Below are 19,569 nucleotides of genomic sequence, written 5' to 3' on the forward strand. Positions count from 1 at the left end.
TCAGCACGCATTATGCACTGTGGTATGCACTGCTATATGCACGGGTTGTGCAGGCCGGTTTGGCGAGTGGGAAATGGTTAACGCAACCAAAAGGCGCTCGGCGGAAGCCTGCTGTTAAAAGGCCCATCCCAACAAGGCCTTGAAAAGAATCACCAAGACTGCCATATCAGCATTGCCTACGATCTTCGACTCGACCACCTGTTTTCCGACTACCGGCTCACAGACTTCGAACGTTACGTGACTACGCCGGGCTGCCGCACTACCGCGGGCAGCACAAAAGAAGGAAAATACTGATGGCTACTGGCACAGTAAAATGGTTCAACTCAACTAAAGGCTTCGGCTTTATCGCACCAGACGGTGGCGACAAAGATGTGTTTGTTCACATCTCAGCAGTTGAACGCGCCGGCCTCACAGGCTTGGCCGACAACCAAAAAGTAAGCTTCGACATCGAACCAGGCCGCGACGGCCGTGAAGCTGCTTCAAACATCGCGCTTCTCTAAGCCCGATTGCAGAACACTTAAAAGGCGCGCTCATTTGGGCGCGCCTTTTTCGTTTTAAAGCAACCGATTAAGCTGCTTTCTTCTCGGGCTCCGCTTCCAAACCAGGAGCAGGCAACGCGAGCGCCTCATCAGGCATTTGCTCCGGCAACTCAAGGCTGATCTCGCCCGTATCCGGCACAAAACTCAGCTTCGGTTTCACGTCCATGTCCCCCATCACTGCATTGATCTCTGCCAAGGCGCGCTCAACTGTCTGGCGCTGCGTCTCCGCAGGTGATTTGGTCATCTTGGCGAGTAAATTCTTCAGCATTTTTGTCTTCCCCCATGTGTGACGTCCCCCATGAGTAGCGTATTCGTGTTCGTTATTTCAGGGGAAAGCCCGCGCGCTCTTCCCATCTATGAGCCCCTCCCCTAGACTGCCGTGAAACCGCAAAACAGGAGCCCGCAATGGCCGAGATCACCCGTCATCACACCAGACAGCGCATGAGTCAGATCGTCACCCATGGCGACACCATTTATCTCGCAGGCCAAGTCGGAGATCCGGCACATGACGTTGCCGCGCAAACTGCCGACTGCCTTGAAAAGGTTGATAAATTGCTGGCTGAGGTTGGCTCGGACAAGACCAAGATCCTGCAATGCACAATCTGGCTTGCCGACATGGCCGACTTCGCTGCTATGAACGCGGTGTGGGACGCTTGGGTTGCCGAAGGCCATGCCCCTGCCCGCGCCTGTGGCGAAGCCAAACTGGCAACACCCGACTTCAAAGTCGAGCTTCTGGTCACGGCGGCGCGTTAAGCTTTCGGGGCCGGTTGTGGAACCGGGCGCGGCCGGCCTTCAGCGTCGATCGCCACGTAGGTAAAGCGCCCTTCGGTGACTTTTTGGAGTTCACCGCCCAGTCTCCGCAACGCCCAAGCCTCAAGCCCGACAGCCATAGACGTGCGCCCGACGCTCTCTAAGCATGCATAAACGCTCAATATATCTCCTACTTGCACAGGGCGGATAAACTTCATCGCGTCAACCGCGACAGTCGTGACACGCCCCTGCGCACACTCCGCTGCGACAATTCCGCTGGCGATATCCATTTGCGCAAGGACCCAACCCCCGAAAATATCGCCGTTCACATTTACATCGGCAGGCATTGCAACCGTGCGTAATGTGGCTTCACCTTGGGGTTTTTCTTCGCTCATCTGCGGCTCCATACCGACGGTTCACACTTTAGTAAGTATTAGAGCATAGGCTGTAAAAAGTGCCAGATACAAGTCGCCGGAGCGCCCGCGGTTTTCCCTATAGCCGCCACACTCCTGCCTTATTGTCGGGTGACTTTGGGAAGAACGGATAAACTGGGAAGAAAAAAATGATCATTGCAGCACTTATGGTTGGCAGCATTGTCGGGGCGCTCATCGCCAGCGTCGGGTTCTTCGCATTTGGTATCAGCCTCTCCGCAGCCCTGTCAGTGTATTTCTTCGCAGCACTCGCGCCAACAGCCCTTTCGGCTCTTACCACCATTGCCCAGATGCAAAACGAAGACATACGCCAAATGGCCGGATCAAAGAACTAAGCTTACCCTCCGGTTTCAACTTCAGGCGCTTCAACTGTCTTGAGAAATGCCAGAACTTCTGGCCCAAGCTCTGCCACAATCATTTCTACACCTTCGGCATTCGGATGCACGCCATCGCTTTGCATCCACGCCAACGCCTCACTCGGCGTTGCTCCGAGCGGTGCCATAAAGCTCGCGACAAATGCCAAGCTATGGGCTTCGGCCAACTCCGGATATAGCCCCTCGAAGGCTTGCTTATAGGCCTTTCCGTAGTTCAGCGGTGCGTCCATTCCGATCAGCATCACCGGCACTTTCTTTCCCTGCGCGATCTGCAATATCGCTTCAAGGTTGGCCCGCGCCTGCTCTGCTGGCAGTCCGCGTAGCATGTCATTGCCGCCGAGCGTGACGATCAACGCATCTATATCGTCGCTCAAGCTCCACTCGATACGCGCGGCACCGCCTGCGGTTGTGTCACCCGACACGCCGCCGTTAACCACGCTCACATCTTGCCCATGAGCGGTTAACCAGCTTTCAAGCTGCGGCACAAATCCCTCTGCCTCAGGCAAGCCGTAACCCTGTGTCAAGCTGTCTCCAAAAGCCAATACACGCAGTTCATCGGCTTTCAATGCGCCTGACATCGCTAAAACCAGCGCAATTGCCTTGCACAGCCCCGCCCATAACCCATATCGGTTAGGCACGCTGACAACTGGAAAACCCACTATGACATCTCCCGTTCTTTCGCTTTCAGATGTTGGCCTCGCATTGGCTGGCAACGCCGGCCTCACCACGATACTTCACGGCATTTGCCTAGATGTAAAGCCGCGTGAAACTCTTGCGTTGGTTGGCCCGTCAGGCTCGGGCAAGTCTTCACTGCTGATGCTCATGGGCGGGCTGGAACGCGCAACCTCAGGTCGCGTGCAAGCGCTTGAGCACGATCTTGGCAAGCTCGATGAAGACGCCCTCGCGCGGTTCCGTCGCGCGCATATGGGCATTGTTTTCCAGTCGTTTCACCTCATTCCCACGCTCACCGCGCATGAGAACGTTGCCCTACCGCTCGAGCTTGCAGGCGTCACAGACGCTGCTCAACGCGCCACAGCCGAGCTGGCCTCGGTTGGCCTGGAGCACCGCGCGGCGCATTACCCCTCCCAACTCTCCGGTGGCGAGCAACAACGTGTGGCTCTGGCCCGCGCATTGGTGCCACGGCCGGGAATATTGCTGGCCGACGAGCCAACTGGCAACCTTGACAGCACCACCGGTGCCGAAGTTGCCGACCTGATTTTCAAGCTCTGCGAGGCCCACCAGACAACGCTGGTGCTGGTCACCCACGACACTGATCTGGCAGAACGTTGCGCGCGTATCGTGCAGCTAAAAGACGGGCGCATCGAGGCTGCTGGATGAGCCTAAAGACCGATGTTCTCATGGGTTTACGTCTTGCCCGGCGCGAACTGGCTGGAGGCCTAAAAGGCTTCGGCGTTCTGGTGCTTTGCTTGGCGTTGGGTGTCGCTGCAATCGCGGCAATCGGCAGCCTGCGCATGGCCCTTGAACGCGGGCTAAGCGACAATGGTGCAATCCTGTTGGGCGGCGACGCGCAAGTCTCGCTGACATATCGTTTTGCCAATCCGTCAGAGCGCAACATACTCGAAGAAAACTCTGATCAACTCTCTGAAATTGCTGACTTTCGCTCGCTCGCGGCATCCGGCGAGCAACGTCTTCTGACGCAGATCAAAGCTGTCGATACAGCCTACCCGCTGACAGGCGAAGTGCTTCTTGATCCGCCGATAAAACTCGCGCAGGCCCTTGCCCCGCAAGAGGGCCTGAACGGCGCGGTGATGGACCCGGCCCTGATCGCCCGTCTCGGCCTGAAAATCGGCGATAGTTTTGGGCTCGGAGAAGGGCAGTTCCGTCTCACGGCCGCGCTGATGCGCGAGCCTGACAGCGTCGCCAGCGGCATCACCCTCGGCCCCCGAACTCTCACCTACCGCAGCGCGCTTGAAAGCGCGGGCCTGCTGAAATCGGGCACGCTTTTCAACAGCTCTTATCGTCTCAAGCTACCGGCGGGAACTGATCTGGATGCCCTTCAGCTCAAGCTTGAAACGGCTCTACCCGACGCAGGTTTGCGCTGGTCTGACGCGCGCAATGCGGCCCCTGCTGCTGCGGGGTTTATCGAGCGCATCGGCGCGTTCTTGGTGCTCGTAGGCTTTTCAGGCCTCGCTATGGGTGGCATCGGCGTTTCGATGGCAACTCAGGCCTATCTGGCGCGCAAAACCCGTGTCATTGCGACCCTGCGCAGCCTCGGGGCCGAGCGACGGCTGATCTTTATAAGCTACGGGCTACAGATCGGGGCGCTGGCCTTGGTTGGCATCTGTCTCGGCCTGCTCGCTGGCGCGGCGTTACCGCTTCTGCTCGGGCCGATGCTCGCCACTCAATTGCCGGTGCCTGCCAGCTTTGCATTCTACCCTGCACCGCTTGTCGAGGCGGCGCTGTATGGCGTTCTCACCGCTGTCATCTTCACGCTTTGGCCCCTGTCCCAGCATGAAAACACCCGAGCTGCCTCGCTGTTTCGTGACAGTAACGTCGGCAAACACCGGCTGCCGCGTTGGCCCTATCTTCTGGCCTGTGTGGTGTTCACTGCCCTGCTTCTGGCCCTCGCGGCGTGGTTTTCCGGCAGCTTGCGCCTCACTGCCTATACCGCTCTCACACTTGCCCTATCGCTTGCGGCGCTCGCGCTAACGGCGCTGCTTGTGCGTGCCGGCGCACGCGCGCTGCAAAGACGCATCCGCCTTTCGCCGATGCTGAAACTCGCTCTCGCGGCAATAGGCGGTGCAGGTTCTGAAGCCCTGACAACCATCCTCTCGCTTGGCCTGGGCCTCACGGTTTTGTCAGCTGTCGGCCAAGTTGATGGCAACCTGCGCGCATCCATCACCGGAAACCTGCCCAAGGTGGCGCCCTCGTATTTCTTTATCGACATTCAGAAAGACCAAATGCAACCGCTCCGCGACATGCTCACCGCCCGCGAAGGTGTCCGCAAGATCGAAGCTGCACCAATGCTGCGCGGTATCATTTCAAAGATAAACGGGAGGCCTGCCGCCGAGATTGCAGGCGATCACTGGGTGCTGGATGGCGACCGCGGCGTAACATATTATGACGCTTTGCCAGAGACTTGGAAACTCACCGCTGGCACGAACTGGCCCAAAGGTGCCAATGGTTCGCCGCAGCTTTCCTTTGCAGCCGAAGAGGCCGAAGAGATGGGCCTCAAGCTTGGGGATGTGCTCACTGTCAACATCCTTGGCCGCGCGATTGACGCCGAAATAACCAGCTTCCGAGAGGTTGATTTTTCGACCGCAGGCATCGGCTTTATCATGGCAATGAACCCCGGTGCGGTGGCCAGTGCTCCGCATAGCTTTATCGCCACGGTTTACGCCGAAGTCACAGCCGAAGCAGCCCTGCTCAACGAGGTTTCACGCGCCTATCCTAATGTCACCGCAATCAGGGTGCGTGACGCGATCACCCGTGTCTCCGAGGTGCTCGGCGCGCTTGCATCCGCCACACGCTGGGGCGCGGCAGCGGCAATCCTGTCAGGCTTCGTAGTGCTGATCGGAGCTGCCGGAGCCAGTGCTGCGGCCCGCGCCCGCGAGGCCGCAATTCTCAAAACCCTTGGCGCAAGCCGCCGTGCCGTGCTTATGTCGTTTCTCATCCGCGCTGCCCTGCTTGGAGCTTTCGCAGCCCTCATCGCCCTCATCGCCGGCATCATTGCTGCCTGGGCCGTAGCGCACTACCTGTTTGAAAGCTCCTTTAACGTCATCTGGCCGCAAGCTGCCCTCATCCTTGCTTGCGGAGTTATCGCCAACCTCGCCGCCAACACCGGCTTTTCCCTGCGGGCTTTGCGCACCCGCCCCGCCAGCATTTTACGACATCAGAGTTAGCCCCATGCATGAATTTTCAAACACCGAGATCACCCATCTAACGTCAGTTCTTCGCGAAACCGCCCGTCAGGAAATCCTGCCACGCTTTCGCAAACTTGATGCGGGCGACATTCTCACCAAATCCGGTGCCTTCGACCTTGTCACCGAAGCCGACACGCGCGCCGAGAAGGCCATAACCGCCGCGCTGCATGCCGCCTATCCCGAGGCGCTTGTTGTGGGCGAAGAGGCCGTTGCCGCCGACAACAGCATCCGCGATGCACTGCCCGACGCACCACTGGCCTTTCTGGTTGATCCCGTCGATGGCACATGGAACTTTGCCCGCGGTCTTGCGACCTTCGGCACAATTCTTGCCGCAACGCATTTCGGGGCGCCAACGATGGGGCTAATCTATGATCCGATCGGTGATGATCTGGTCTGGGCAAATACCACTGAACAAGCTGCGTTTCAAAACTCACAAGGGTCTGAACACACAGTCAAAACTGCTTCCGCCAAGCCGCTAGATCAACTCTCGGGTTACATTCATCTCAAGCTCATGCCGCCAGAAAAGCAACCCGCCATCGCCGCGCTTTTCCCCTTGATCGGCCAGCCCGGCAGCCTGCGTTGCTCGGCGCATGAATACCGTCTGATCGCGCAGGGGCATGTTGATTTTGTGCTTTCGACCTGCATGACACCTTGGGATCATGCGGCCGGTGTCTTGCTCTGCCAACAGGCAGGCGGTGTCGCGCGGATGCTGGACGGTTCCGCCTATTCTGCGAACCTGCAAGAAGGCCCATTGCTCGTCGCCTCCTGCGAGGAAGTCTGGCGCGAACTTCATACAAAATTCGCGCCAATCCTGCTTTAGGCTTACTCGGCCGCGTCCAGATAATCCGACAGCGGCGGGCATGTGCAGACCAAGTTTTTGTCGCCGTGCACGTTGTCCACACGGTTCACTGGCGGCCAATATTTGTCGACACGAAACGCCCCCTTGGGGAAGCAGGCCTGCTCGCGCGAATACGGTCTGTCCCACTCGCGCACGAGGTCTTCCATCGTGTGCGGCGCGTTTCTAAGGGGGTTGTTTTCCTTATCCATCGCACCGCTTTCAACCGCGGCAATCTCCGCACGGATATCCAGCATCGCGTCACAAAAGCGGTCAAGTTCGGCTTTGGTCTCGCTCTCCGTCGGTTCGATCATCAGCGTGCCCGTCACAGGCCACGACATCGTCGGCGCATGAAAACCGTTGTCCATCAACCGCTTGGCAATGTCGTCAACACTCACGCCAGCGCTATCAGCATACGGTCGCGTATCCAAAATACACTCATGTGCCACGCGTCCTTGGCGGCCTTTGTAGAGCACGTCATAGGCCCCTTCGAGCCGCTTGGCGATGTAGTTGGCATTGAGGATCGCCACGCGCGTCGCCTGCGTCAGCCCCTCGCCGCCCATCATCAAAACATAGGCCCAGGATATTGGCAAAATCGACGGCGAGCCATAAGGCGCAGCACTCACCGGCCCCTCGGCACCGCCTGTTTCCGGGTGCCCTGGCAAATGCTCGATCAGGTGTTGCTTAACGCCAATCGGCCCCATGCCCGGCCCGCCCCCGCCATGCGGAATACAGAAAGTCTTGTGCAAGTTCAAGTGACTAACATCACCGCCCAGGTCACCGGGCCGCGACAGCCCGACCATCGCATTGAGGTTCGCGCCGTCAATGTAAACCTGCCCGCCGTGCGCATGCACGATCTCGCAGACATCCTTCACCGTTTCCTCAAACACACCGTGCGTCGAGGGGTAAGTGATCATGCAAGCCGCCAACGCGTCTTTGTGCGCTTCGGCCTTCTCGCGGAAATCATCAAGGTCGATATCACCGTTCTCGGCTGACTTGACCACAACGACTTTCCAGCCAACCATCTGCGCGCTTGCAGGGTTGGTGCCATGCGCGCTCATCGGAATGAGGCAAACATTGCGCTCGCTGTCGCCGTTGGCTTCATGGTAAGCGGCAATGCTCAATAGCCCCGCATACTCGCCCTGCGCGCCCGAATTGGGCTGCATCGAAAAGCCGTCATATCCGGTTATGTCACAGAGCTTGGCCGTGAGATCATCAAGCATTTCCTTGTAACCAAGCGCCTGATCTTGCGGCACAAACGGGTGAATCATCGAGAACTCACGCCAACTCACAGGCATCATTTCAGCCGCCGAGTTAAGCTTCATCGTGCACGAACCAAGCGGGATCATCGCCCGATCAAGCGCCAGATCACGATCCGACAAGCGCCGCATATAGCGCATCATTTCCGTCTCGGCGCGGTTCATGTGAAAGATCGGATGCTGCAAGTATTCGCTCTCACGGTGCATCTTGTCAGGCACGCGGTATTCAGGCTTAAAATCGTCGTCTTTTTTGGCTATCCCAAAGGCGCGCCACACGGCTTCAACCGTCTCTGGCCGCGTTGCCTCATCCAGCGCAATACCGACCCGTGTCTCGCCAACACGCCGCAGATTCACGCCTTCATCAAGCGCCGACTTCATTACCGCTTCCTGCAGCGGCCCGACATCAACCGTGATGGTGTCAAAAAAGCTCTTGGGATCAACCTTAAAGCCAGCCGCCTCTAGCCCGTTGGCCAAGCGCACAGTCTTGCGGTGAATGCGCTGCGCGATGGCTTTCAAGCCTTCTGGCCCATGAAAAACAGCATACATCGAGGCCATAACCGCCAACAACGCCTGAGCCGTGCAAACATTGCTCGTCGCTTTTTCGCGCCTGATATGTTGCTCGCGGGTTTGCAAACTGAGGCGGTAAGCGCGGTTGCCATGACTGTCGATAGACACCCCGACAATCCGCCCCGGCATCGAGCGTTTATAGGCGTCTTTGCAAGCCATATAAGCCGCATGCGGGCCGCCGTAGCCCATCGGAACCCCAAAGCGCTGCGTGTTGCCAACGGCAATATCAGCCCCCATAGCGCCCGGCTCTTTCAAAAGCGTCAGCGACAACGGATCAGCTGCAATCACCGCAATCGCTTTGGCCTCATGTAGCGCCGCGCAGTGTTCGGTAAAGTCCCGTACGTGACCGTATGTTCCGGGGTATTGGAACAGCGCTCCGAACACCTCCTCGGCGTTCATTTTGTCTGGGTTGCCTACGATCACCTCAATGCCAAGCGGCTTGGCGCGGGTCTTGACCACAGCAATGTTCTGCGGGTGGCAATCACGATCAACAAAGAACGCACGCGCTTTGCTCTTGGACACCCGTTGCGCCATGGTCATCGCCTCGGCACAGGCCGTGGCCTCATCAAGCAGCGAAGCATTGGCAATCTCAAGGCCAGTAAGGTCAGTGACCATCGTCTGAAAGTTCAAAAGCGCCTCCAGACGCCCCTGCGAAATCTCCGGCTGATACGGCGTATAGGCCGTATACCAAGCGGGGTTCTCCAAAATATTGCGCTGAATGGCGGGCGGCGTTACCGTGCCGTAATACCCCTGCCCGATGAGCGAGCGCAGAACTTTGTTCTTGCCCGCCGTCAGGCGCATCCGGTGCAACAACTCGCGCTCCGACAAAGGCTTGCCAAAATCAAGCGGCGCTTCTTGCCGGATGCTCTTGGGCACTGTCTGATCAATCAGCTCATCAAGCGACGCGACTCCCAGAACTGCAAGCATCTCCTGCATCTCTGCAGGGCTCGGGCCAATGTGCCGACGGTTGGCAAAATCATAGGGCAGATAATCGGTTGGCGTAAACGACATCACGTCTTCCTCCAGCGTTCATTTGACGCTTTTTCTTGGTATAAATATCCCCGCCGGAGGCTCCCCCAGCAGCCAAAAACTCAGCCGATAAACTTCTTATACGCAGCTTCATCCATGTAGTCGTCCATCGGGCTCAGGTCAGAAACCTTCATCTTGAAGAACCATGCATCGCCAAGCGGGTCTTCGTTTACCTTGCCAGGATCATCAACAATCGCCTGGTTCACCTCAACAATCTCGCCGTCCAAAGGCGCGAGGATATCGGACGCCGCCTTGACGCTCTCGATCACGCAGATGTCTTCATCCTTGGTCACTTCCGTGCCCTCTTCGGGCAGCTCGACAAACACCACGTCGCCCAGCTGTTCGCTGGCGTGCTCGGTGATGCCAACAACATAAACGCCGTCTTCTTCTCGGATCCACTCATGCTCTTCGGTATATTTCATATGTTCTCTCCTTGCTGGTCTCTTATCGTTTAAAATTCGCTGGTGTGAAGGGCATCTTCGCCACTTTCACAGGCATACGCTTGCCGCGCACCTCGCCGTAAAGCAGCGTGCCCTCGGCGCTCAATTCACTGGGCACATAGCCCATCGCCATCGGCCCTTCGATGGTCGGCCCAAAAGCGCCAGACGTCACCGTGCCAACGGCCTCGCCACCCTCGGCAGCGGCAAACAGCTCGACACCGCCACGCATCGGCGCCCGTCCCTCTGGCAACAGTCCGACACGTTTTCGGTTGGTGCCGTGCTCAAGCTGCTCAAGCACCCGATCCGCCCCGATAAAGCCCCCCTCACGCGCGCCATCCTTACGCCGCACCTTCTGGATTGCCCAGTTCAGTCCCGCTTCAACGGGTGTCGTGCCTTGGTCTATGTCATTGCCATACAGGCATAATCCGCCTTCAAGCCGGAGGCTGTCACGCGCCCCAAGGCCGATGGGTTCAACCTCCTCCATCGCCAGCAGCAAACGCGTCAGCTCTACCGCAGCGTCTTCCTGCACCGATATCTCAAAGCCGTCTTCCCCCGTATAGCCAGCCCGCGCAACAACACAGTCAGCACCGTTGAGGTTCAGCTCGCGGATGTCCATAAACTTCATCTCGCACACCTCAGGCGCAAGTCGCGCCAAAGCATCCTCAGCCTTTGGCCCCTGCAGCGCCAGCAACGCGCGGTCGGTGATCACTTCGACCCGGCAGGTTTCAGACAGATGCGCCTGCATATGGGCAATGTCTTCGGCTTTGCAGCCCGCATTGGGCACCACAAACAAATGGTCACCAAGGTTGGCAATCATCAAATCATCCATGATCCCGCCGGCTTCATTGGTGAACATCGCATAGCGCTGACGGTTAGGCTTCAGTCCCATCACATCAACAGGCACGAGCTTCTCGAACGCCTGCGCGGCATCGGCAAAATCGCCGGAGTTCGGCCAGATCACAACCTGCCCCATGTGGCTCACGTCAAACAGCCCCGCAGACGCACGGCAATGCAAATGCTCTTTCATCACTCCAAGCGGATACTGAACAGGCATGGCATAGCCCGCAAATGGCACCATCTTGGCACCCAACTCCTCATGTAACGCAAACAACGGCGTGTGCTGCAAATCGTCCATCGGCTTCCCTCCCAGTTACCGATGAGTCTGCAACGCATCGGGCATCTAGTCGCAGCAATGCTGCGCTCTCAATGCCCCCTCTGTCCTTTCGCCTGAGATCGCTATCCCTTCGGCGGGTGCATCGCGCACCACTCTCCAGAGTTCTCAACATTCCCGCGGTCCTGTTGCCTGAGAGTTTCCGGGGCGGTTGCTCCTTCGGCACCGGCGCGTGGCCAGTTCTCCCGTGGGGTGTTGCGGTATACGCTAGTATGCCACGGCCTCAGCGGCAAGCCCTTTATGCAGGAGCGCGAGCCTCGCTTTGCTTGCACTCAAACTGCCCCAGTATCGCCTGCAACGGCGCGTTGTCGCATGTTAGCGCCTCCAGGGTTATCCCGTCGAGATGGGCATAAAACGCTTCTGCCGCATCTCTTAACGCCAGCCGCAATCGGCAGGCCGAAATCAACGGGCAGCTGTTGTCGACATCAGCGAAGCACTCGGCCAATGGCACCGCGCCTTCGACAACGCGAAACACATCACCAACGTTTATCGCCTCTGCGGCCCGCGCCAGCCGGATGCCACCGTTGCGGCCGCGTTGCGTGGTGACAAATCCGGTTTGCCCCAGCTGGTTGATCACCTGAGCAAGGTGGTTTTCCGAACACTGGCAAACGGCCGCAATCTCTGCTTTGGTCACCAGTCTGTCGACGTTTGTGGCGCAAAACATCAAAACGCGCATCGCAATATTGGTTCGTTTTGTCACCCGCATCGGTTTTCTCCCTGCAATAGCTGCACCTCAGATACATCATCTGAAGCCGCTTTCATTTGACATGCATCAAGTGCTACGGCATCTGCTCGCTTATGGATCACGCATATTTCTTCGGCTATGGCTCACTGGTTAACCGCGCCACGCACAGTTTTTCCGACACACACCATGCCACAGCCAAAGGCTGGCGGCGCGCGTGGCGTCAAACCAGCCAGCGCCGCGCCTGCTACCTAACGGCCGTGCCCGACATCACCTGCGAAATTTCAGGCCTCATTGCCCATGTCCCGAATGACGACTGGGCCGCACTTGATATCCGCGAGCGTGGCTATGCCCGCCTCCCCGCAAACAGTGCAATCAGCCACCCGTTGCAAACGCCCGCATCACTAGCGATCTATGCCATCGCCCCCGAAAACCAAAGCGACCCGACGCGCGAAACCCCGATCCTGCTCAGCTATCTCGATGTGGTCATTCAGGGTTATCTGCAGGAGTTTGGCGAAGACGGTGCAGCGCAGTTCTTTGCTACAACTTCAGGCTGGGACGCTCCGGTTCTGAACGACCGGGCTAGTCCGGTCTACCCGCGTCACCAAGTGCTCACGCCAGCTGAAACTGCCTTTGTTGACGGACAACTCGCCGCCCTGAACGTGGGCTTCATCGGCGGAAGTTGAACAGCGCGTGCAGGCGCCCTTGTCGCGCATATGGGCCAGGTTCAACAGCGCCCACCTCAGGCTTGTCCATCACCCGCCGCGCCAGCACCAAAGCTACAGCCGCAAACACAATGCCCCCTGTTGCTTGCCCGAGCAAAACCCCGGGCGCGCCAAGCCAAGCCGAGCCGACAAGCACGAATGGAACGGTGCCCAGCGTGTGCCGCGCCCAGTTCACCCATGTGCTGTAAAACGGGTGCCCGAGGTTGTTAAACGCCGCATTGCCGACAAAGATCACCCCGTTGAAAAAGAACAACAGCGCCAGCGGGCCACAGAACAGATAGACAAGCTGTCGCGAAGTGCCTGTGGCTGAAAAGAGATCAGCCAATGGTGCGCGCGCCACAAACAAAACCAGCGCCGCGAAGAGCACGACGCACCCCGTGAAAACAAGCCCGTCGCGGAAAGCCCCTCGCACGCGGTCCATTTTGCCTGCGCCAAAGTTCTGGCCTATCACGGGGCCAATCGCGCCCGACAGCGCGAAGAGCACCCCAAAGGCCACAGGCGTCAAGCGGCCGACAATGGCCATGCCGGCAACCGCATCCGCGCCGTAAGCAGCCATTGAGCGGGTGACATAAGCCTGTCCGATCGGCGTCGCCAGTTGGGTCAGGATCGCTGGCATTGCGATCGTTGCCAGCGGCTTGAAATCTTGTTTCATCCCCTTAGCGCCGGGCCATGCCAGCCCGCCATAGTCGCGCAAAAGCGGGTAGAACGCTGCAACCGCAATGCCGATACGCGCCGCGACCGAAGCCAGCGCCGCGCCAGTCAGCTCGAGGTCGAGACCGAAGATCAGGATCGGATCAAGCACCGCGTTGATCGCCCCGCCGATCAGCGTCGCCCACATAGCCATTTTCGCCGCGCCGTGCGCCCGCAAAATCGCCCCGCCGACCATGCCAACAAGCAGCAGGGGCAGGCTCGGAATAATGATGCGCAAATAGTGCGTTCCCAGTGCCAGGGTCTCGCCGCTCGCACCCAAAAGCTTGAGCAAAGCCGGAATGTTGAACCAGACCAATGCTGCAAACAACGCCCCGAAGCTGAAACCGTAAATCAGCGCCGTGCTGGCCGAGCGCCGCGCGCCCTCACTGTCGCCCTTGCCCACAGCCTTTGCCACAAGCGCGCCTGTGGCGATCGCCATGCCGATGCCAAAAGAGGCGGTGAAAAACAGCACAGCCCCCGCGTAGCCAACCGCCGCCGCAAGCTCGTCGCGGCCCAGCATCGAGATGAAGATCATATCGACCAGATCAACCAGAAACACCGCCATTAGGCCGACCGACGAGGTCAGCGCCATCACTGTGATGTGGCGCATCAATGACCCTTCAAGGAAGACTGCGCGCTCTTGCGCCATGCGGTTACGCTTTAGCCTTGATCACCTGCAAGAGCGGCAGAAGCGCACTCATGTCAGGGCCGTGCTGCATGCCAGTCAACGCCTTGCGCAGCGGCATGAAAAGCCCGCGCCCCTTGCGGCCCGTGGCTTCCTTTACGGCGGCTGTCCATGTGCCCCAAGTGTCACCGTCATGCGGGCCATCCGGCAGCATTGCCAGTGCTTCGCGCACAAAGTCAGCGTCTTCGTCGTCGATCACCGGTTCGGCACCCTTGCTCATCAGCTCCCACCATGTGGCAAGGTCTTTGCGGGTGTCGATGTTCTCGCCTACCACATTCCAGAAGGCCTCCGCCTTGTCGGCTGGTACGCCAGCGTCAAAGATGTCCTCGCTGATATCCGAATAGGCAAATCCGTGCAGGTATTTGGCCGTCAGGGGCGTGAGATCGGCAACATCAAACTTGGTCGGCGCGGTGCCGAAGTTGCCAATCTCAAAGCCCTCAACAAGCTCGGCCATATCGCGGCAAAGCTCGGCCGGATCAGACGAGCCCAAGCGCGCCATATGGCTGAGCAACGCCATCGGCTCGATACCGGCTTCGCGCAAATCGCGCAACGCCAACGTGCCAAGCCGCTTTGAAAGTGCCTCGCCTTGCGGGCCCGTCAAAAGCGAGTGGTGCGCAAAGGCCGGAGCCTCAAAGCCCAGCGCTTGCATGATCTGGATCTGCGTCGCGGTATTGGTGACATGGTCTGCACCACGCACAACATTGGTGACACCCATATCCGTGTCGTCAACCACACTCGCTATCGTGTAAAGCACCTGTCCGTCGGCCCGAATGAGCACAGGATCAGACACGCTCGCCGCATCAATCGAGATATCGCCAATGATCTGGTCGTTCCACTCGATGCGCTCGTGATCAAGCTTGAAGCGCCAGTAGCCACCACGCTCTTCGCGCAGCGCGTCTTTCTCGGCTTCCGACAGTGACAGCCCCGCGCGGTCATAGACGGGTGGCTTCTTCATATTGAGCTGCTTCTTGCGCTTCAGGTCAAGCTCGGTCGGGGTTTCAAACACCTCGTAAAAGCGGCCAATCTCACGCAGCTTGTCGGCAGCATCCGCATAGCGGTCAAGCCGCTCTGACTGGCGCTCAACGCGGTCCCATGTCAGACCAAGCCACTCGAGATCTTCCTTGATGGCATCAACATATTTCTCTTCCGAGCGCTCGGGGTCTGTGTCGTCAATGCGCAGGATAAACTCACCGCCAGCCTTGCGGGCGATCAGGTAGTTCATCAGCGCAGTGCGCAGGTTGCCGACATGGATAAAACCAGTGGGTGACGGGGCGAAGCGGGTGACAGTCATATGAGCTCTCCGAAATAGGCTCGCGGTGTCTCATAGGCGAGCGGGATTGTCCAGATGTGGCAAGCCACCGCCGAACCTGCTCAAATTTGCGTGAGTGGCGCTCATTGGTCAAAATTCCGCGTATACTGTAGGTTGAAACCTCAAAAGGAGCCAAGCCGTGACCCGCAGAACCTTTAACATCACTCGACGCCGTGCCTTGATGGGTGCCGCCGCCTTGCCGCTTACTGCCGCCACAACCAGCCCCGCTTTTGCCGCCGCCGAAATGATGGGCATCGCCACGACACGCTTTAACCGTGTGAAGCTAGGCAGCTTTGAGGTGACAACCCTCCTCGCAGGCACGCGTACGGTGCCAAACCCGCAGTCGATTTTTGGCATGAACGCCACTCCCGAAGAGTTCGCCGAAGTGTCTGCCGCAGCCAACCTGCCAACTGACAAAGCGCAGTTCTTCTTTACACCGACAGTTGTGAACACCGGTGAAAAGCTGGTGCTGTTTGATACCGGCCTCAACGCCGGCGGCATTTCCGGTGCGCTCAAGGCTGCAGGCTATGAGCCCGAGCAGATCGACACAGTTGTCATTACCCACATGCACGGCGACCACATCGGCGGGCTCAATGACGAGGGCATCCCGACATTCGTCAACGCCGACTACGTGACAGGCGAGACAGAGTTTGACGCATGGGACACGGCAGCCAACGAAGGTTTTGAAGCCAAGATGCGCCCGCTGGCCGAACAAACCACGATGATCAAAGGCGGCGCTTCCGTCACCTCGGGTATCACCGCGGTTGAGGCCTTCGGGCACACGCCCGGCCATATGGCCTACATGCTGGAAAGTGACGGGCAGCAGATGTTGCTGGCTGTGGATTTTGCCAATCACTACGTTTGGTCGCTCGCCTACCCGGATTGGGAAGTGAAGTTTGACCGAGACAAGGCACAGGCCGCCGCAACCCGTCGCAAGCTGTTGTCAATGATGGCCGCCGACAAGATCCCCTTTGTCGGGTATCACATGCCCTTCCCCGGCATGGGCTATGTCGAAACCCGCGGCGACGGCTTTCACTTCGTGGCCAGCAGCTATCAACAGTTGATGGATTAGACCGGATGCACCTTCCAGAGCTTGTCCAAGTCGGCCAGTCCGGCATGGACAAGCTCTTCAAGAACGGACAAATCAATGTCAGCTAACTTGTTGATATAGAGACAAGACTTGCCGAGCCTATGCTTGCCAAGCCGTGCCATGATCTCCGGATAGCCCTGATATCCGGGCATGATGTAAACAACCGGCTTGGCCTTGCGCGGGCTAAAACCCGTGGCGAGGTAGCTGCCGGAATGGCCGCTGTCGTAGGTGTAGTAATAGCGGCCATATCCGATGATACTCTGCCCCCACATGCGCGGCTCAAAACCGGTGATGCGGGAGAACATTTCAAGCAACACAAGCCCGTCCGCGCGCCGCCCGGCTGGCGCGACCGCCCCGACAAAGTCGCGTGGGGTAACAGCTGTCACTTTGGTTTTGTTTTCGACCATATCGCCTCCGATCAATCGTATTCTACCACTTCCCACTCTGTTCCATCATGGTCTTGAAAGTAAAACCTGCGGCCCGGCTCATAGTCGGCGTGACTGTGAGGTGTTAAGCCTGCAGCCTTGACCTTGCTCTCGACGGCACTCAGATCATCAACAACTACGCCAATGTGGTTGAGGCCTCCTGTGGTGATGTAGCTGTCAATCGGCTGCACGCTTTGCTTGGCGTGCTGGTAGAGCGCCACATAGCTGTGCTCGCCACCGACATGGGCGCTCTCTCCGCTGTGAATAGCACTGCCGCGCCAGCGCACTTCCCAGCCGAACAAGTCGGTAACAAGTGCAATCGAGCGTTCCAAGTCGCTCACGGTGACATTCACATGTTCTAGAGTTGCGGGCATTTTCTTTCCTTTCAAACCGTGTGTTCGAATCAAGGTATAATTACTAAAGTTAACTTTAGCTCAAGGAGGAATTTGTGATTTCACCAAACGACATGTTGCCCATCGGGCAGATCGCCAAGCGCACTGGCCTCGCGGTATCGGCGTTGCGCTTCTACGAGAACGAGGGGCTGATAAAAGCCGTTCGCACCGAGGCTGGCCAGCGGCAATTCAAACGCGCCGACATCCGGCGGGTTTCGTTTATCAAAATCGCGCAGGGATTTGGCTTCACTTTACCGGAGATCAAACAACGGTTGCAGAGCCTACCGGATGCACGCACGCCCAATGCACGCGACTGGCGGGTGATCTCGGAAGAGTTTCGCACCGCGCTTGATGCCAGGATCGCGGTGCTCACCCGCATGCGCGACGATCTTGACGGCTGCATCGGCTGTGGGTGTTTGAGCCTTGAAAAATGCCGCTTGTATAATGCTGGCGATGCTGTGGCTTCCAAAGGCACTGGTGCGCAGTTGCTTTAGGGATTTCGCGTTTTTTGCAAAACGCGACCAGCTGGGGGCGTTGCCCCCAGACCCCCAGGATATTTTAGCCAAGAAAAAGACTTAGCTCGGATCGCGCCAGCGGTTGACGATCGGGTAGCGGCGGTCGAGCCAGAAGGCGCTTTTGGTCAGGCGCGCGCCTGGGGCGGACTGAAAGCGCTTGTATTCGCTGATATAGATCAGGTGTTCGATGCGTTTGACGGTGGCACGATCATGGCCCGCGGCGACACACTCTGCGACAGATTGATCGTTGTCGACCAGCCGCTCGAGGATATCGTCGAGCACTTCATAGGGCGGTAGGCTGTCTTCGTCTTTTTGGTCGGGGCGTAGCTCGGCTGAGGGCGGCTTGTCGATAATACTCACAGGGATCACCTCTCCCTTGGGGCCCATCATCCAGTCACGGTGGTTGTTGTTGCGCCAGCGGCATTGCTCAAAGACACGGATTTTGTAGAGGTCTTTGATTGGATTGTAGCCGCCGGACATATCGCCATAGATCGTGGCGTAACCGACTGCGACCTCGGATTTGTTGCCAGTTGTCAGGAGCATCTCGCCAAACTTGTTGGACATCGCCATAAGCAGCAAGCCGCGCAGGCGCGACTGGATGTTCTCCTCGGTCACGTCAGCCTCACGGCCTTCAAACAAAGGGGCTAGTGTCTCGGTGACAGCGTCGCGGCCGGCTTTGATCGGCACATAATCGTAATGACAACCAAGCCGTTTGGCGATGTCTTCGGCGTCATCCAGCGAGGCTTGTGAGGTGTATTCCGAGGGCAGCATCACGCAGCGCACGTTTTCGGGGCCGAGCGCATCTGCGGCGATGGTGGCGACGATGGCTGAGTCGATGCCGCCGGACAGGCCGAGAAGCACTTTCCTGAAGCCGGTTTTACCCATGTAGTCGCGCAAGGATTCAACCATGCAACGGTAATCCTGCTCCCACTCATCAGGGTGCTCGGCGATCTCGCCTTTGCAAATCCGCCAGCCTTGATCCGTGTTCTCAAGCTCGACAACCTGGTTCACCGCGTCGAACGTCGGCATCTTGAACGCCAGCTCTCCACCGGGGTTGAGGCCAAAAGAGCCGCCATCAAACACCTGATCATCCTGTCCGCCGACCATGTTAAAGTAGATAAGCGGCAAACCGCTCTCAACAACGCGCGCGACCATCATGTTCATCCGCACGTCAAACTTGTTGCGATAGTAAGGGCTGCCGTTTGGCACCAGCAGGAACTCGGCGCCGCTTTCGTCAAGCGTTTCAACCACGTCAACGTGCCAAGCATCTTCGCAGATCGGCGTGCCAATGCGCATGTCACCAACCGCATAGGGGCCGGCAATGTCGCCACTGTCAAAGATGCGCACTTCGTCGAACACGGTTTCGTTGGGCAGAAAGTGCTTGAGCACGCGGCTCAGAATTTTGCCACCACGCAGGATGTAATAGGCGTTGTAAAACCCGCCCTCGTCGATCGCAGGCCCACCAATGGCCAGCGTTGGCCCATCGGCACAGTCAACGGCCAAGGCTTCAATGGCGGCGATGGCTGTTTGGTAGAATATCGGTTTTACAACAAGGTCTTGGCTGTTGTATCCGGTGATGAACATCTCCGGCAACGCGACCATATCAACGCCCTTCTCGCGGCCTTCAGCCCAAGCTGCGCGCGCTTGTGCGGCGTTGCCGTCAATGTCACCAACAGTCGGGTTGAGTTGGCATATCAGAAGGCGAAATTTGTCAGCCATGGGTGTCTCCGGCAGTCTTGTTTGGCGAAGATTTAGCAGAAAGCGCGCAAAGGGGAAG

The 19,569-nt window shown here is 58.2% G+C and carries 21 protein-coding genes and 1 riboswitch; of the genes, 9 read left to right on the top strand and 12 right to left on the bottom strand.

What is annotated here, in order from left to right:
• Positions 1–293 precede the first annotated feature (293 nt).
• On the top strand, positions 294–500 hold the full coding sequence (locus KO498_RS03515; RefSeq protein ID WP_215958493.1) for a cold-shock protein: 207 nt from the start codon (positions 294–296) through the stop codon (positions 498–500).
• A gap of 67 nt (positions 501–567) precedes the next feature.
• Here the strand turns inward: KO498_RS03515 and KO498_RS03520 are convergent, their stop codons facing one another.
• A complete protein-coding gene (locus tag KO498_RS03520; RefSeq protein WP_215958494.1) occupies positions 568–807 on the bottom strand; it encodes a hypothetical protein in 240 nt (79 codons plus the stop codon).
• 137 nt (positions 808–944) lie between these two features.
• On the opposite strand from KO498_RS03520, the gene KO498_RS03525 reads away from it, so the two are divergent.
• Complete coding sequence (locus KO498_RS03525; RefSeq protein WP_215958495.1) at positions 945–1,292, top strand: RidA family protein; 348 nt, start codon at positions 945–947, stop codon at positions 1,290–1,292.
• Here the strand turns inward: KO498_RS03525 and KO498_RS03530 are convergent.
• A complete protein-coding gene (locus tag KO498_RS03530) occupies positions 1,289–1,684 on the bottom strand; it encodes an acyl-CoA thioesterase (protein ID WP_252731251.1) in 396 nt (131 codons plus the stop codon). The genes KO498_RS03525 and KO498_RS03530 overlap by 4 nt on opposite strands.
• Positions 1,685–1,851: 167 nt before the next feature.
• On the opposite strand from KO498_RS03530, the gene KO498_RS03535 reads away from it, so the two are divergent.
• On the top strand, positions 1,852–2,055 hold the full coding sequence (locus KO498_RS03535) for a hypothetical protein (protein WP_215958497.1): 204 nt from the start codon (positions 1,852–1,854) through the stop codon (positions 2,053–2,055).
• Between the two features lie 2 nt (positions 2,056–2,057).
• Here the strand turns inward: KO498_RS03535 and KO498_RS03540 are convergent, their stop codons facing one another.
• The gene (locus tag KO498_RS03540) at positions 2,058–2,753 is read right to left on the bottom strand and encodes an arylesterase (protein WP_354667613.1); all 696 of its coding nucleotides are present in this window, start codon (positions 2,751–2,753) and stop codon (positions 2,058–2,060) included.
• Between the two features lies 1 nt (position 2,754).
• Between KO498_RS03540 and KO498_RS03545 the strand changes: the two genes are divergently transcribed.
• From KO498_RS03545 to KO498_RS03555, 3 genes are read left to right on the top strand one after another with little or no spacing between them, the layout of a single operon-like run.
• Entirely contained in the window at positions 2,755–3,432 is a 678-nt protein-coding gene (locus KO498_RS03545; protein ID WP_215958498.1) for an ABC transporter ATP-binding protein, read from the top strand.
• Positions 3,429–5,957 (top strand): ABC transporter permease, encoded by a 2,529-nt coding sequence (locus tag KO498_RS03550; protein ID WP_215958499.1) that lies wholly within the window; start codon positions 3,429–3,431, stop codon positions 5,955–5,957. The genes KO498_RS03545 and KO498_RS03550 overlap by 4 nt, the downstream gene beginning before the upstream one ends.
• A 4-nt stretch (positions 5,958–5,961) precedes the next feature.
• Positions 5,962–6,798, top strand: a complete 837-nt coding sequence (locus KO498_RS03555; RefSeq protein WP_215958500.1) for an inositol monophosphatase family protein — start codon at positions 5,962–5,964, stop codon at positions 6,796–6,798.
• A 2-nt stretch (positions 6,799–6,800) separates the two neighbouring features.
• Here the strand turns inward: KO498_RS03555 and gcvP are convergent, their stop codons facing one another.
• From gcvP to KO498_RS03575, 4 genes are all read right to left on the bottom strand, one after another.
• The gene (gene gcvP, locus KO498_RS03560; RefSeq protein ID WP_215958501.1) at positions 6,801–9,650 is read right to left on the bottom strand and encodes an aminomethyl-transferring glycine dehydrogenase; all 2,850 of its coding nucleotides are present in this window, start codon (positions 9,648–9,650) and stop codon (positions 6,801–6,803) included.
• A gap of 80 nt (positions 9,651–9,730) precedes the next feature.
• Positions 9,731–10,090: a glycine cleavage system protein GcvH gene (gene gcvH / locus KO498_RS03565; protein WP_215958502.1), complete on the bottom strand. Its 360-nt coding sequence runs from the start codon at positions 10,088–10,090 to the stop codon at positions 9,731–9,733.
• Positions 10,091–10,112: 22 nt separating this feature from the next.
• Positions 10,113–11,243, bottom strand: coding sequence for a glycine cleavage system aminomethyltransferase GcvT (gcvT, locus tag KO498_RS03570; RefSeq protein WP_215958503.1), 1,131 nt, complete (start codon positions 11,241–11,243; stop codon positions 10,113–10,115).
• A 146-nt stretch (positions 11,244–11,389) separates the two neighbouring features.
• Positions 11,390–11,477, bottom strand: a riboswitch (glycine riboswitch).
• Between the two features lie 40 nt (positions 11,478–11,517).
• Positions 11,518–11,985, bottom strand: coding sequence for an RrF2 family transcriptional regulator (locus tag KO498_RS03575; protein ID WP_215958504.1), 468 nt, complete (start codon positions 11,983–11,985; stop codon positions 11,518–11,520).
• Between the two features lie 56 nt (positions 11,986–12,041).
• On the opposite strand from KO498_RS03575, the gene KO498_RS03580 reads away from it, so the two are divergent.
• Positions 12,042–12,647, top strand: coding sequence for a gamma-glutamylcyclotransferase family protein (locus KO498_RS03580; RefSeq protein ID WP_354667614.1), 606 nt, complete (start codon positions 12,042–12,044; stop codon positions 12,645–12,647).
• Here KO498_RS03580 and KO498_RS03585 read toward each other — a convergent pair.
• Both KO498_RS03585 and gltX read right to left on the bottom strand, forming a co-directional pair.
• Positions 12,631–14,025 (bottom strand): MATE family efflux transporter, encoded by a 1,395-nt coding sequence (locus KO498_RS03585; RefSeq protein ID WP_215958505.1) that lies wholly within the window; start codon positions 14,023–14,025, stop codon positions 12,631–12,633. The genes KO498_RS03580 and KO498_RS03585 overlap by 17 nt on opposite strands.
• 4 nt (positions 14,026–14,029) lie before the next feature.
• The gene (gltX, locus tag KO498_RS03590; RefSeq protein WP_215958506.1) at positions 14,030–15,352 is read right to left on the bottom strand and encodes a glutamate--tRNA ligase; all 1,323 of its coding nucleotides are present in this window, start codon (positions 15,350–15,352) and stop codon (positions 14,030–14,032) included.
• Positions 15,353–15,551: 199 nt separating this feature from the next.
• Here gltX and KO498_RS03595 point away from each other — a divergent pair, with 199 nt between their 5' ends.
• A complete protein-coding gene (locus KO498_RS03595; RefSeq protein ID WP_215958649.1) occupies positions 15,552–16,442 on the top strand; it encodes an MBL fold metallo-hydrolase in 891 nt (296 codons plus the stop codon).
• On the opposite strand, the gene KO498_RS03600 is transcribed toward KO498_RS03595, so the two are convergent.
• Positions 16,439–16,867, bottom strand: coding sequence for a DUF1801 domain-containing protein (locus KO498_RS03600; protein WP_215958507.1), 429 nt, complete (start codon positions 16,865–16,867; stop codon positions 16,439–16,441). The genes KO498_RS03595 and KO498_RS03600 overlap by 4 nt on opposite strands.
• An 11-nt stretch (positions 16,868–16,878) precedes the next feature.
• Positions 16,879–17,259, bottom strand: coding sequence for a VOC family protein (locus tag KO498_RS03605; RefSeq protein WP_215958508.1), 381 nt, complete (start codon positions 17,257–17,259; stop codon positions 16,879–16,881).
• A 92-nt stretch (positions 17,260–17,351) separates the two neighbouring features.
• Between KO498_RS03605 and soxR the strand changes: the two genes are divergently transcribed.
• The gene (gene soxR / locus KO498_RS03610; protein WP_215958650.1) at positions 17,352–17,771 is read left to right on the top strand and encodes a redox-sensitive transcriptional activator SoxR; all 420 of its coding nucleotides are present in this window, start codon (positions 17,352–17,354) and stop codon (positions 17,769–17,771) included.
• An 81-nt stretch (positions 17,772–17,852) separates the two neighbouring features.
• Here the strand turns inward: soxR and KO498_RS03615 are convergent, their stop codons facing one another.
• Positions 17,853–19,511, bottom strand: coding sequence for an NAD+ synthase (locus KO498_RS03615; protein WP_215958509.1), 1,659 nt, complete (start codon positions 19,509–19,511; stop codon positions 17,853–17,855).
• Positions 19,512–19,569 lie beyond the last annotated feature (58 nt).

It is taken from the genome of Lentibacter algarum (genome assembly GCF_018860975.1).
Classification (GTDB): Bacteria; Pseudomonadota; Alphaproteobacteria; order Rhodobacterales; family Rhodobacteraceae; genus Lentibacter; species Lentibacter algarum_A.